Source organism: Anabaena sp. PCC 7108, assembly GCF_000332135.1.
Classification (GTDB): domain Bacteria; phylum Cyanobacteriota; class Cyanobacteriia; order Cyanobacteriales; family Nostocaceae; genus Anabaena.
This window is the reverse complement of record NZ_KB235896.1, coordinates 5,227,356-5,241,722: the sequence shown is the minus strand read 5'-3', so window position 1 is coordinate 5,241,722 and position 14,367 is coordinate 5,227,356. Positions and strand designations below refer to the sequence as shown.

At 36.7% G+C, this 14,367-nt stretch carries 9 protein-coding genes (1 of these 9 cut by a window edge); 4 read left to right on the top strand and 5 right to left on the bottom strand.

The window, feature by feature from the left end; all coding sequences use genetic code 11:
• Positions 1-17: 17 nt before the first annotated feature.
• Positions 18-2,024: a WD40 repeat domain-containing protein gene (locus ANA7108_RS0124440; RefSeq protein ID WP_026104429.1), complete on the bottom strand. Its 2,007-nt coding sequence runs from the start codon at positions 2,022-2,024 to the stop codon at positions 18-20.
• 239 nt (positions 2,025-2,263) lie between these two features.
• Here ANA7108_RS0124440 and der point away from each other — a divergent pair, with 239 nt between their 5' ends.
• Positions 2,264-3,628, top strand: coding sequence for a ribosome biogenesis GTPase Der (gene der / locus ANA7108_RS0124435; protein WP_016953465.1), 1,365 nt, complete (start codon positions 2,264-2,266; stop codon positions 3,626-3,628).
• Positions 3,629-3,694: 66 nt separating this feature from the next.
• Positions 3,695-4,624, top strand: coding sequence for an energy-coupling factor transporter transmembrane protein EcfT (locus ANA7108_RS0124430; protein ID WP_016953464.1), 930 nt, complete (start codon positions 3,695-3,697; stop codon positions 4,622-4,624).
• 30 nt (positions 4,625-4,654) lie between these two features.
• Here the strand turns inward: ANA7108_RS0124430 and ANA7108_RS0124425 are convergent, their stop codons facing one another.
• Complete coding sequence (locus tag ANA7108_RS0124425) at positions 4,655-5,536, bottom strand: hypothetical protein (RefSeq protein ID WP_016953463.1); 882 nt, start codon at positions 5,534-5,536, stop codon at positions 4,655-4,657.
• A gap of 2,108 nt (positions 5,537-7,644) precedes the next feature.
• Here ANA7108_RS0124425 and speB point away from each other — a divergent pair.
• The gene (gene speB, locus ANA7108_RS0124415; protein WP_016953461.1) at positions 7,645-8,703 is read left to right on the top strand and encodes an agmatinase SpeB; all 1,059 of its coding nucleotides are present in this window, start codon (positions 7,645-7,647) and stop codon (positions 8,701-8,703) included.
• A 214-nt stretch (positions 8,704-8,917) separates the two neighbouring features.
• Here speB and ANA7108_RS0124410 read toward each other — a convergent pair whose 3' ends face one another.
• From ANA7108_RS0124410 to ANA7108_RS0124400, 3 genes are all read right to left on the bottom strand, one after another.
• Entirely contained in the window at positions 8,918-10,285 is a 1,368-nt protein-coding gene (locus tag ANA7108_RS0124410; RefSeq protein ID WP_016953460.1) for a cytochrome c biogenesis protein, read from the bottom strand.
• Between the two features lie 3 nt (positions 10,286-10,288).
• Complete coding sequence (locus tag ANA7108_RS0124405) at positions 10,289-11,029, bottom strand: cytochrome c biogenesis protein CcdA (RefSeq protein WP_016953459.1); 741 nt, start codon at positions 11,027-11,029, stop codon at positions 10,289-10,291.
• Between the two features lie 297 nt (positions 11,030-11,326).
• Positions 11,327-12,766 (bottom strand): FAD-binding domain-containing protein, encoded by a 1,440-nt coding sequence (locus ANA7108_RS0124400; protein WP_016953458.1) that lies wholly within the window; start codon positions 12,764-12,766, stop codon positions 11,327-11,329.
• 265 nt (positions 12,767-13,031) lie between these two features.
• Between ANA7108_RS0124400 and ANA7108_RS0124395 the strand changes: the two genes are divergently transcribed.
• Positions 13,032-14,367 carry the 5' portion of a cation:proton antiporter gene (locus ANA7108_RS0124395; protein WP_016953457.1) on the top strand. 968 nt of this gene lie beyond the right edge of the window, so only the first 1,336 of its 2,304 coding nucleotides appear in the window; it begins with the start codon at positions 13,032-13,034; the stop codon falls past the right edge of the window.

Sequence of the window (14,367 nt, the reverse complement as noted above, 5' to 3'; positions counted from 1 at the left end):
TAAATAAAATTCACGCCTCACTTACAAGGAAATAAGGTAATCGTTTTATCTCCACTTCCCGCAGCTAATATTTTACCATCTGGGCTAAAAGCAACTGAATAAACTGTATCATCAGCACATTTGACGCTGGAAATTTCTTCACCACTATCTACAAACCATAGTTTAACAGTTTTATCTTTACTCGCACTTGCTAAAATTTTACCATTGGGACTAAATGCAACAGAAAGAACGTCATCATCATGACCTTTGAGAGTGCGAATCTTTTGACAGGTTTCTATATCCCATAATTGAATTTTCTTCTTCTGACTAGCACTAGCTAAAATTTTGCCATATGGACTGAATGCAAGAGAATTAATATCTGCAAACCAATCAGAATCAGTTGTAATAGTTTGGACTTTTTGTTGACCTAAATACACAATTGTAATGGTCTTATCTTTGCTACCACTAGCTAAAATTTTACCGTCTGGACTAAAAGCCACACATAACACATCATCTGTATGACCTTTGAAAGAGTGAATTTCTTTCCCCTGTTCTAAAGACCATAGTTTGACAGTTTTATCTTTACTCCCACTAGCTAACATTTTTCCCAAGGGACTAAATACGACAGAGTAAACTTTTTCTTCATGTCCTGTGAACGTGAAAATTTCTATTCCCGTATTTATATCCCACAATTTAATTGTTTTATCATCACTTCCACTTGCTAATATTTTACCATCTGGACTAAAAGCAACTGAATTAATCCCTCCAGACCAAGAAGATTCTCCATGTCCTTCAAGAGTACGATGTTGCTGAGTCGCTAAATCCCAAATCTTGATAGTTTTATCATCACTTCCACTAGCTAATATTCTACCATCTGGACTAAAAGCAACTGAAAGAACCTTATGATTATGACCTTTTAAAGTACCTACAAATAATAATTTTTCTAGGTTTTGATCAGATGAAGATGTAGTTGGAATTGCTTGATTAAATTCCAGATTTGTTTGACTAGTTGACTGATTCTCTGTCTGCAACGGTTTTAATAAAGCATCCAATGAACTATCTAATTCTGTCAACACATCCAATGCTGTCAAAGATTGTTTGATAGAATCGTTGATAGAATTAAAGAGGTTATTAAATTTGGAACTTTCAGTATCTTGATTTTGTTTAACTTGCTCTAATTCTTCAGCTTGTTTTCCAATAGTTTGATGCAATTGCTGTGTTGAGTTATCTATTTGCTCAAATCGAGGTTTAACTATTTCGATCTTTTGACTAAGTTGGGCAAATTCCAAACTTTGATTTTCTTGATTTTGGCGTAATTCTGCTAATTGCTTTTGACTGTTTTCACTCCAATCTTTAATCGAGTTCTCAATTTGCTCAAATCGTGAATTAACAACTTCAATCTGTTGATTAAATTGTGAAAATTCTAAACTTTGATTTTCTTGATTTTGGCGTAATTCAGCTAATTGCTTTTGACTGTTTTCACTCCAATTTTTGATCGAGTTCTCAATTTGCTCAAATCGTGAATTAACAACTTCAATCTGTTGATTAAATTGTGAAAATTCAGATTTTAATTCTTGAACTGTTATTAATTCTTCTCCTTGTTGGTGAATTGTCTGATTTAAATTTTGCAGGGAATTATCCAAGCGAGTTAAACGGTTATTAACTACTTGGATTTGTTGATTAAATTGGTTAATATTCGCTGTCAATTCTTGTATTGATATTTCGATTTTTTGGTCGATAATTTGGATTAATTGTTGTCTCCAAGCATCGATTTGTTGCAAACGCTGATTAGATGTATCCATAGTTTCCGTTACTTGGTAAAAGTTGTCTGTCATATTTTGCAGACTTGACTGTAATTGCTCAATTTGTTGTTGTGACTGGGAATAATTAAACCGGGGACGATTGGCTAAATTTAACGCCATACTTAAACTCAGTGGAATAGCTGCATAAACTACTTGCTGAGTCACAGTAGCTGTGATTGTTCCCAATACTGATAAACCCAAGCATATATACTCGCTAATTTCTAGCCATGAACGTTTACTCATGTGATTAATTGTGACGCTTATAATTGATTTATACTTATGTATAATTGCTATTGCTGTATTTTGCAACATTACGACCAAGTACTTGTATTTGCACTTTTATTTAAAATTACATAAAAATTATATAAATTAAATTTGCTATAATCTTAAAATGTGATATGATAAATAGTTCTCCAAAACAGTGCTGGGTGAAGAACGTAGATAGAAAACTCAGCACATCTACACACTCAGCACTCTGGTTTATGGCACTGCCAATTATTGCAATTATCGGCCGCCCGAATGTGGGCAAATCCACCTTAGTTAATCGTCTCGCCGGAGATCAAACGGCGATTGTCCACGATGAACCGGGTGTAACGCGCGATCGCACTTATCGACCTGCTTTTTGGAACGATCGCGATTTTTTAGTCGTAGATACAGGCGGTTTAGTCTTTAACGATGACACCGAATTCCTGCCTTTGATTCGCCAACAGGCATTAATCGCACTCAGAGAAGCTTGTGCAGCGATTTTTGTCGTCGATGGTCAAACAGGCCCCACGCCAGCAGATGAAGAAATTGCTGGGTGGTTGCGTCAACAATCGGTTCCTGTTTTACTGGCTGTGAACAAATGTGAATCTCCCGAACAAGGCGCAATGCAAGCTAGTGAATTTTGGCAGTTGGGGTTAGGTGAACCATACCCGATTTCCGCGATTCATGGTAGCGGTACAGGGGAAATTCTGGACGAGTTACTAGTTCACATTCCCGAAGTTACGGAAGTAGAAGAAAATAACGAAATTAAAGTCGCCATTATTGGCCGCCCAAATGTAGGTAAATCCAGCTTATTAAATGCCTTTGTTGGGGAAGAAAGAGCGATCGTCAGCCCTATTTCCGGTACAACTCGTGATAGTATTGATACAGTCATCGAACGGTCTGGGCAAACTTATCGCTTAATTGACACCGCCGGCATTCGTAAAAAGAAACACATCGATTACGGTACGGAATTCTTTAGCATTAACCGCGCCTTTAAAGCAATTCGCCGCGCCGATGTGGTTTTATTAGTTCTAGATGCCGAAGATGGAGCCACAGAACAAGACCAAAAATTAGCTGGGCGAATCATCGAAGAAGGTCGAGCTTGCATTATCGTAGTTAACAAATGGGATGCTGTCGAAAAGGACTCATACACCATTTATGATTACGAAAAAACTCTGGAAGGACGGTTGCATTTTACCGAATGGGCAGAGATAATTTTTGTGAGTGCCGTCACCGGACAACGGGTAGAAAAGATTTTAGACTTGGTGAATAAAGCAGCAGAGGCACACAAACGCCGTGTTACTACTTCCGTAGTAAATGAAGTCCTCACAGATGCAATTAGCTGGCATTCTCCACCAACTTCACGAGGCGGTCGTCAAGGTAAGATTTATTATGGTACACAAGTAAGTACCCAACCACCAACATTTGCTCTATTTGTTAATGATGCTCACCGCTTCAATGATAATTATCGCCGTTATATTGAAAGACAATTTCGCAAACAATTAGGATTTGATGGGACTCCGATTCGGTTATTCTGGCGGAGTAAAAAAGTCCGAGATGCGGAAATTGGCAATCTCAATCGAGCAACTCGCGTAAAATAGTATTCACTGGTCATTTGTTCATCACCAATGACCAATGACCAATGACCAATGACCAATGACTAAAAAATGGATTTACTGCGATCGCTCCCACTAGGACTATACTTAGAAAATCCGCAAACTTGGCTACATAAACTCGACCCGCGAGTTAAGTTAATTTGGTTATTGAGCTTTCTCACCAGCTATGTTGTCGCTAATAACTATTGGCGAGTGCTATTGGTATTACTGCTAATTATTTTTACGGTATTTGCCAAGATTCCTTTGCGCGTGTGGCGGCAACAAATGGGTTGGCTGTTAGTTCTATCATTTATGGTATTAATAATTGGTGCTATCAGTCCTGATGGGCTAGGTGTCAGTTATCAGCCACGCTTACCTGCAACGGAACAAGTTTTAACTCCGCCAGCAAATGGTGAGAAAACAAAAGAGAGTCCCAAATTAGCAGCTAGGAATAAAGAATATAACTATGTGCTGTTTCATCAAGGACCAATTAAAGTAAATCGCCGTTCCTTAGATTTAGCAATTAGCCTCAGTACAATTGTTTTTACCTTAATTTACAGCACTAATTTATATCTGCTAACAACTGCACCAGAAGAAATCACCTCTGGAATGGAAAGTTTAATGCAACCTCTGCGAAGGTTTAAGATACCAGTTACAGAAATTACTCTAACTTTAACTTTATCTTTGCGATTTATTCCTTTAGTTTTAGAAGAAGTCCAAAATCTAGTGCGTTCTGTGATGACTAGGGCAATTAATTGGAAAAAGCTAGGATTAAAAGGAGGAGCTAAAGTTTGGTTAATTGTGATTGAAAGACTTTTAGAAAATCTGCTCTTGCGTGCTGATCAAATGGCAAATGCAATGATGGTGCGCGGCTTTACCAGTCCGAATGAGCATCGAGTTAAATGGCAAGATTTAAAATTCAGAACAGGGGACTGGTTAGCGATCGCAATTTTAATTGTATTTTGGGGATTAAGAATTGCCTTTGGAACGCAAGTCTCATAATCAAAATACAGCAGAATTTGGGGGGCAGGTCTATTCTACATTTACCCAAAAGTCAGCAGTATTAATTTTTCCGTTACGATTAAATTGCATCCACATTTTATAAGTTCCCTTTTGGGGGAATTTAGTTTTAAATTCGATTACTCCATCTGTGGTATTTTTGAGTGCATGGGCATGGATATAATCTGCTGTTGTCAGGTCTGAAGAACTCTTGATAATTACTAAATGTCCTTTCTCTCCCAAATATGGTTGTAAGTCTTTAACTGGTTGATTATTGCTATCTTTTAAATCAAACTTCAGGGTAATATATTTTCCGGCTTTAATGTTTTTTTCCGAAAAATCGAGATTAACTTTCGTGTTAGATATAGTTTGGCTTTTTTGAAATTTTTCCAAACTTTTTGGAAGTGGAACTGAACCAGGAATAGAGATATTCATTAAAGATACTCTATCTTTTTCTCCCACAGGTTTATAGTCACTAAATAGAGTATATCCTCCAGATTCAGGAAATTTAGTACTGACTTTAAAGCTGCCATTCTCTTGATATTCTGGATGAATATGCTCGAAAAATCTCAGGTCATCACTAACTACAATTAAATGCATTAGTTTTTCCTGGAATTTATCAAATTTAGTCACGGGTTTTCCAGCAGAATCTTGAATCTCTATCACTAAATTAATTGGCTGATTAGGAGCTAACTTTTGAGGAGTATTTAATTTAGCTTGAGTAGTTGTTTTTGAGTGATCTTCCTCATTCATATGTTCCATAGAATGTCCATCATGTTCACTCATAGAATCTTTTTCATGATTCATATTCATACTAGGTGAAATCTTGACTTCACTAGATTTATTGTCTGATGAACAGCTAGGTGCAATTAACAAAGTTGTCAAGATGAAAATACTGGTAAAAAACTGCTTCATTTTTGTCTTCTCACACTCTCAAAGTTTACTAATTTATACTCAATAGGACTTACTAATAAATCTGAAGTCTGATTGACAAACAGTTGTGCGCCTACAGTAGAGGTAAAAGCTGTCATTAAAATAGCATTAAGTCTTGCCAAATATCCTGGAATTAAAACTTATTTTAATCATATAGCGATTTTGAAAAAGCTATGTAGGACTTGCTGAATAAATGTAAAACCCAGATAAATCAAAGGTTTGGGGCTGAACAAGAGGAAACAAAGTGCAAGATTTTTGAAGGTTAGACCTGAAAAACTGTGCATTTTGGGGCTAATAAATCCAAAAATTTGGGGATGACAGATAGCTGAAACTGTTCCCTGTTCCCTGTCTCCACGACAAGACTTTTTCAGCAACCCCTATGTAGTGCTAACACATGGCTTCTATGAACACGCATTATGCTAATTAGCGTAACATCTTTTTTTCTACCTCTGCGGTTCATTAAAAACTTTCCATGCTCTAAGGATGGTTATTCACCCGAATACAATGTTATATTTACGTCTTCCGTCCGTGAATATTTATCCTGAGGGAACAAGGTTTGAGTAATGTTAATTTTTCTTCACATAGTTATGTTTAATTGTGCCTACCGACTTAAGTAAAATATTCAGTTATTACACTTAATATTATTCACTACATATGCTGTAATATTTGTTCCAATTTATTAAAATAGCTACTTCTTCACTAAACCCAAAAGCCATATACAATCGACCATTTAAACGCATACACAGCCAAATAATTACGACTAAATTATACTAATTTATAGATTTCAAATATAGAAATATTTGTGAATTTAATGTCTTTTTTTAAACTTAGTGATAATATTGTTTTAAAAGCTAATAACTTAAATGGTTAATCTTTCTTTTGGTAGTAGATTTAGTTAAAGCTTTAAACGGTGAAGTGACTATCATATTTGACGAAAATTAGATACTCACTTAAGGAAGATGACTATAAAAAATAATAGACGTAAATTAATTTTGGTGTGTCGAAATAACTGCTTTCTATGGAGGTTTAGCCGAGTGCTAAACCTTTTTTATTAACCTCATAATTAAATATTAATCAGGATATCGATCATATTTGTGGTTCGCTCAATTAAGTGAATTATTTATGGTATTATTCTCTATTTTCATTCAGGGTGTAGTATCTTTTTGAAGAAAGCATCATCTTGAGACAATCCTCAAAACAGATCATCTAGAATTTGTTTAAAGTGAGAATAGGTTTTTAGTTAGCTATTCTCAAATAAATCCTTAACAGGTTATATAAATTTTGTATACATCCTATAGGTAGATGAAGTAAAATTAAAGTTATTCTAAATTAACTAGATATGGTAAACACTTGGTATATATATGGGCTTGGTTCAGAACCAAGCCTTTTTTGTATGTAATATTAACTGACAATTTAAAAAATAATTCTCACAGATGAAACGCCCAAAAGCTTATCTAGCAATTATTTCACAAGTAAATACTTTAAAGTTAAACTCAGAAATAGTATAATTAACTACTATCAGCACTATTTAGTTGAAAAAAATTTTAGAAAAAAATTTATTTAACATAGAAGTTAGTGTGAGATTAGATAGCAGCTTTTAGCAAATTTGTACACACCTTATAGAGAGATGAACTACATTCCAAGAGAGGTTAAATTAACTATATATGGTAAACACCTGGTATATACAAAGGCTTGGACTAAGACCAAGCCTTTTTCATGCTTAAAATATATATTAGTATATTTTGAGACTAAACCCAAAAATAGAGTTACTATTTTAATCAAGAAATCCTTTATCAGTTTTTGGTGTATTTGGACATACTCTCTAGGAAGATGAACTGCAAAGAAACTAGAACTAAATTAATTTAGTACGTTGTTAAGCACAGCAATTATAGAGGTTTGGTTTATTGCCAAACCTTTTTTTAATAATCAGTTTCCTCCCTTACCTGTTCCAATAATCGTAGAGTCGATAATATCCATCAACCTAATTATAGATATTTGCAATTTTAAGTTGATTAATAGTCAATTCTGTTACAATGCAGATGTTGACCAAGCAGCGTTTTCTCTGCTGATGTAAATCTAGAAAATGAGCAATGAATAATCAACTCCAAGACTACGATCCTAGTGGGATAGCTGAAATGAATGGAAACCTATTGGGTTTACCATTTGATTACGATTCTGCAAACTTGATTGTCTTTGCTGTACCTTGGGAAGTCACCGTTTCCTACGGTGCTGGAACAGCCAAAGGACCACAGAGAATTCTTGATGCTTCACTGCAAATAGATTTATTTGATTTAGATCATCCTGATGGCTGGAAACAGGGAATTTTTTTGCTAGAAATTCCCCAAGATATTTTAGAAAAAAATAATTACTACCGTCAGGAAGCAGCTAAAATTATTGAACGACAAGCTGAAGGAAAAGCACTGACAGATACACCTGATTTAACCCTTGTGCTAACAGCAATTAATCAAGCAGGTGAACAGGTGAATCACTGGTTGTTTACCCAATGTCAAACAGCGATAAACCAGGGTAAGCAAGTTGCTGTTATTGGTGGTGATCATAGTTCACCATTAGGTTATTTCCAAGCTTTAGCCGCTAAATATGAGAATTATGGTATTCTGCACATTGATGCACACGCAGATTTACGTGATGCCTATGAGGAATTTGAATTTTCCCATGCATCTATCATGTTTAATGCTATGAAGATACCGCAAATTTCCAAACTAGTACAGGTAGCTATACGAGATATTTGTCAAGATGAAGTAGACATAATTAACAACTCAAATCAGCGCATTATTGCTTATTATGAATCGGCAATTAAACAGAAATTATATTCGGGAATAACTTGGGTTGACTTATGTAAAGAAATAATTAGTCATTTACCAGAAAATGTATATATTAGCTTTGATGTCGATGGTTTAGATCCTAAACTTTGTCCGCATACAGGTACACCAGTTCCAGGGGGATTGGAATTAGAGCAAGCTTATTGTTTATTCCGAGAATTGGTGAATAGTGGCAGAAAAATTATTGGTTTTGATATTTGCGAAGTTGGTGATGCTGAGTGGGATGGTAATGTAGGTGCGCGAATAGTTTATAAGTTGGCGAATTTACTGTTTTTATCGCAGACAAAAAATTTAGATGCTGAACAATAAATTTGAAAATAGCAACATTAATTACTGGTAGCAGTAGTGGCTTTACGCTCTCGATTAGTTTAGCTTTAGGAAGGGAACAGGAAACGCTCCCATAGCTTAGGGACTTCCAACTAAAAAAATATTCGACCGTTTTGAAGGCAGGGGAGCAGGGAGCAGGGGGAAGAACAGTCGTTTTGATTCCAAAATATTGAATAATTTATTTTTTGGAGTTCCCTTAAGAACTTAATTCCTCTAAAATTCCTAAAATTTCTCTTTCAAATACAACTTGCGCTCGGTTGGTCTTACCACCAATATACAAAGTATCTCCTTTTTTTAATGCCCAAATTTGCGAATGGGAAAAATAACTCATTACTACACCCAACATTAGCAAACCAAATCCTGCATAAACAATGGGTATACCAGGATCATATTTAATTTGTAACCCTGTGCTACCAATAACATCAATAATTTTTAAGTTTACCCCATTCACAGGTATAGACATTCCCGCACGGACAGTATTAATTAATTTGCCTTGAGCATCATAAATTAATACCATACCTTGCAAATCTTTTGCTAGTAAGGAAACACCTTCACTTAAATCAGGCTTAGTTGGTATCCAAGTTCCCCAAAGTCTTCCTTTTCCTTTGGTGTCTAATTGTGCCATTGGTAATTGAAAAATCGGACTTTTATTTAATCTAATCCGAACACTAGAAATTCCCCAATCTGTTTGATAGAAAACTACTCCGTGATAACGCAGGGGTTTGTTAACATAAATCTTCTCATGTTCAACTTCTTTTTCCTCATTATTTAACACAGACATATCTGAATAAAATTGGTCAATTCCCCCCGTAGGTGTGTAATCAATCCAAAAGCGATTTACACGTACAGACCAATCTTTTAATACATCCTGAGATGACCATAGACCAGCATCAATAACATTTTTTACCTGGAATGTATCGCCGCTAGAAATCATTTCTTGAGCCATAAATCCGGTCATTGCGCCCCAAATCCCACCTAGCAAAATGGCAACGATACCAATATGAACGATAATTGGTCCAATACGTCCGACTATACCTTTACGAGCATAGAGAATATCATCCTGTGCTTGATTTTTTTCTTGAAATATTTTATACCTTTTTTGCTGCAAAATTGGCGTAACTGACTGCAAGGAAACTATATCTAGTTCTGCGCTCAAAGCTAATTTTTTAAATTGTCTGGGTTCTTCATAATATTTCCATTTTTGAGCAGCTTTTAAGGCTGGTAATTGACGTGTAAATGTACAAGCTGTTAAGCTGGTTCCAAATAGTACTAGTAAGCTCAAAAACCACCAAGTTCTATATACATGATCTAACCCAACTACTTGAATTACTTTCCAAGTCAAAAAACCAAATAAAGCTGGATGTTCTGGGTAATTAGATTGGTAAAATGCAGGTGATTGTCCCTGTTCAATTACAGTACCACTAATGCTAAATAATGCAATTACTAATAAGAGGATAATTGCCAAGCGCAAATCAGTTAAAATCGGCAAAATCCCTCGACGGAGGAATCTTCCAGGTATTAACCACCAACTTAATTCTGTGGATGTCGTATTATCTAAAGTCATTGTCTAGAAACTAGCAATAGGGATACGAGAAAGTAAAGAAAAAACACCAAAGCCTACTAATAATGCACCGCTGACAGGATTTATCCAACCAGACCAACGTCGCAATTCTAATATTTTTTTAATGGCAGCAGTAAATGTACCTGCTAAAATCAATGGGGCTACATATCCGGCTGTATAGGAAAGTAGTAAAACAGCACCTAAAATTAAATCTTGGGTGTTCGCAACCCAACCTAATAAACTGGCTAAAACTGGTGTGCTACAAGGGGAAGCGACTAATCCAAATGTTAATCCAATCGAGTATGAACGCACTCCAGGAGGTAAATCTTGGGAAATCCAATTTGTTTCATTCAAAGAAGGAAATTGTATGGGTAATGCTTCTAATAAGTTCAATCCCATAATGATAGCAATAATGCTCACAATAATTGGTAAGCCAATTCCTACTTGACCGTAGACTTTTCCAACTAAACCTGCTATGATTCCCATCCCTGCAAGTGTAGTTGCTAATCCCAAGGCAAACCAAGTTGATTGGGCTGCTGCTTGTAAGCGGGTTTTAGCTTCATAACCGCCGATATAGCCTATGGTAATGGGCAGCATAGACAGCATACAGGGCGTAAGGCTGGTGAGTAAGCCGGCGACAAAAATAATGGCAATGCTGACGATGCTAAGGTGGGTGAGTTGGTTAGCAACAAGGCTGTTTGCGAACTGTTCAAGTTGATAAATTTGTGTTTGTAGAATCTCCAGCATGATTGTTGTTAAAGGGGAAATGCTTACTCTGTTTGCATTTTAGCTTATTTTATGTTGTTGTTTATTGATTTTATGGAAAATCGACATCAATAATTTGAATAGAGAGAGGTAAAAATTACTGCCAAAATTTGAGACATTAAATAACATGGAACTTGATTCCGTGAGTCATTGAGAGCAGATACCCTCAGAAGATTGGAAAAGACTCTAACCAGTGTCAAATGTCAAATGTCAAATGAACAGTTACGTTTTTTGTGGGGGATGATTAATATTTACATCCTTCCCATCTAAAGGTAAAAATTAATTCATAGCAGTTTTTTGATTCTGATACAATTGTTTAAACAAAGCCTGCTGCTTTTTATGATCTATAATTGGTGCTGGATAACCCACAGCACGACGCTCTAAAGGTGTAATATTACCACTGATTAAATACTCCGTCTCTACAGATTTTAACTCTCTGACCCATTGACGAATATATTCTCCTTCTGCATCAAACTTTTGCGTTTGACTTGCGGGGTTAAAAATCCGTAATGGTTTGGGGTCCATGCCACTAGAAGCGCTCCATTGCCAACCACCATTATTAGCAGATAAATCACCATCAATGAGTTTCTGCATAAAATATTTTTCTCCCCATTGAGGATTAATAATTAAATCTTTAGTTAAAAAACTAGCAACAATCATTCTACATCTATTATGCATCCAGCCACTTTCATTTAACTGCCGCATGGCTGCATCAACTATCGGATAACCCGTTTTTCCTTCACACCAAGCTTGAAAATGTGTCTCATTATTTCGCCAAGGAAAGTTTTTGAAACTATCTCTATATGCACCTTCAGATAATGCAGGGAAGTGATACATGGCGTGTTGATAAAATTCCCGCCAGGCTAATTCTTGTTGCCATGTACGGATACTTGCTGTAACTTCTTCACTAGGACTATTTTCTAATGCTTCTACTGTAGCTTGCCAAAGTTTACGAATACTAATTACACCAAATTTCAATGCTGCACTTAATTGAGATGTTCCATCGACAGCGGGAAAATTGCGTTGTTCCTGGTATTCATTAATAGCAGATTTGGTAAATATTTCTAACCTTGTTTCTGCTGCTGATTCTCCTGGAGAAATAATTAATTCTCCATCCCAACTAAATCCTAAATCTTGAGCAGATGGTAATTTAATTGCGCCTGCTTGTTGAGCAATTTCTTGTTCTTGTTCTGTTAAACCTGCAAAATTTGGTAGAGTTTCTATAGGAGTTGCTTTGGGTTTAGTAATCCAATTTTTCCAAAAAGGAGTATAAACAGTGTAAGGCGTTTTAGAACCACTAAAAATTTCTGTTGGTGCATGAAGTAATTGATCCCAATTTTGGTGAAGAAATTCAATTCCTTGTGCTTTTAAAGAATCTATTACGGCGATATCTCTTGTTTGTGAATATGGTTCTACGTCCCAATTCCAAAACACAGCTTTAGCTTTTAAAGCCTCTGCTAAAACCGGAATCCCTATCACTGGGTTTTTGTGCAGAATTAACAATTGGCTACCAGCTTGACTATATTGCTGTTGCAGTGCTTGCAAGCAGCCAATCATATAAGTTACTCTAGCAGGAGCTATGTCATCTCGCTGCAAAATATCAGGATCGAGGCAAAATACACCTACCAATTTTGCACTTCGCTCTCGTGCAGCGGCTAGTCCTGTATTATCAGAAATACGTAAATCCCGGCGATGCCAAAACAGAATTAGGTCAGACATTAGATATTGATATAGTTTATTTGTACTATTTTACATCTAAAAGGACACTTGCGCTCTTAGTTTTTTACTTAGCATTGTTTCGCTAAACTCCATAAATAACTCCATAAATAAATTTAGGGGTATTAAGCAAGAGATAACTAGCAACTTGGAGAAAATAGATGGAGTTATCTAGAATTTTTGTTTTTAGGGGACTATTCCCATCCCCTCAAAGAGATAAAACTTTGTATGCTGGGTTTATTAGGTCTTAATAGTTCTTTAAAAACTGGTGCAAGAGGATTTTAGATTAATTGTTGACTTAGTGTCAGTGTTTGCTGTCGCCGCCTGCGGTGGACTGTTAGCTGCACTCTTAAAACAACCAGTTTTACTGGGGTATATCATCGGCGGGATGGTTGTCGGACCATCTGGACTAGGGCTAATTAAAGAAGTTGTGCAGGTGGAAACCCTGGCGCAGTTTGGGGTAGCCTTTTTGTTGTTTGCCTTGGGTGTAGAATTTTCCTTGGCGGAACTCAAGAAGGTCAAAGCGATCGCTATTGGTGGCGGTAGTTTACAAATTGCCCTCACCATTTTAATCACGGTTTTGGTATGTGGGTTAACAGGCGCTTGGGGAAGTTTACCAGCTAAAGGTGTATTTTTGGGGTCAATTCTCTCTTTGTCGTCTACAGCAGTTGTCCTCAAATGCTTGATGGAACGCAACGAAACAGAAACACCCCACGGGCAGGTAATGCTGGGCATTTTGGTAGTGCAGGACTTGGCTTTAGGACTAATGTTGGCTGTATTACCAGCCCTCCATGAACCAGCTGATGTTCTTGGGATGGCGGTGTTAATAGCCCTGGTGAGGATTGGCTTATTTGCTGCTGGTGCAGTTGTAGCGGGAATTTGGTTAATCCCGCCTTTATTAAGACTGTTAGCGCGTACTGAAAGCCGAGAGTTATTTTTGTTAGGCGTGGTAACTCTGTGTTTATGTATTGCCCTATTAACAGAATATTTGGGGCTATCAATTGAGATGGGAGCGTTTGTCGCTGGGTTGATGATTTCTGAGGTTGAGTACGCCGACGAAACACTGACCATTGTTGAACCACTGCGGGATATCTTCGCCAGTTTGTTTTTCGCTGCGATTGGGATGTTAATTGACCCAGTATTTTTGTGGAACAATCTGGAACTGATTCTCGGACTTGTCGCCCTAGTGTTCGTAGGCAAGTTTTTAATTATCACACCTCTAGTTAAATTATTTGGCTATCCATTAAAAACCGCTTTAATTGCCGGGTTAGGACTGGCACAAATTGGAGAGTTTTCCTTTGTTCTGGCTAGTGAAGGACAGGCTTTGGGTTTAGTTTCCCGACGCATATATTTACTGATTTTGGGAACTACCGCAGTCACATTGATGTTGACTCCGTTTGTCTTGCGTCTAGTACCATTTTTATTTGATTTTGCTGAATCAATGCCTTGGCTAAAACCTTATTTGGTGGAAGATCAAGCCCGTGATTTTTCTGAAGATGTGCCACGGAAAGACCATATAGTAGTATGTGGCTACGGGCGAATTGGCAAAAATTTAGTGAGGTTGTTGCAGCAAAACCAGTTACCTGTGGTAGTTATTGACCAGT

What these genes read in the sequence shown, in the direction of transcription:
- ANA7108_RS0124425 (WP_016953463.1), bottom strand. Translation starts at nt 5,536, where the DNA reads ATGAAGCAGTTTTTTACCAGTATTTTCATCTTGACAACTTTGTTAATT.
- ANA7108_RS0124410 (WP_016953460.1), bottom strand. Translation starts at nt 10,285, where the DNA reads ATGACTTTAGATAATACGACATCCACAGAATTAAGTTGGTGGTTAATA.
- ANA7108_RS0124430 (WP_016953464.1), top strand. Translation starts at nt 3,695, where the DNA reads ATGGATTTACTGCGATCGCTCCCACTAGGACTATACTTAGAAAATCCG.
- speB (WP_016953461.1), top strand. Translation starts at nt 7,645, where the DNA reads ATGAATAATCAACTCCAAGACTACGATCCTAGTGGGATAGCTGAAATG.
- ANA7108_RS0124405 (WP_016953459.1), bottom strand. Translation starts at nt 11,029, where the DNA reads ATGCTGGAGATTCTACAAACACAAATTTATCAACTTGAACAGTTCGCA.
- ANA7108_RS0124400 (WP_016953458.1), bottom strand. Translation starts at nt 12,766, where the DNA reads ATGTCTGACCTAATTCTGTTTTGGCATCGCCGGGATTTACGTATTTCT.
- ANA7108_RS0124440 (WP_026104429.1), bottom strand. Translation starts at nt 2,024, where the DNA reads ATGAGTAAACGTTCATGGCTAGAAATTAGCGAGTATATATGCTTGGGT.
- der (WP_016953465.1), top strand. Translation starts at nt 2,264, where the DNA reads ATGGCACTGCCAATTATTGCAATTATCGGCCGCCCGAATGTGGGCAAA.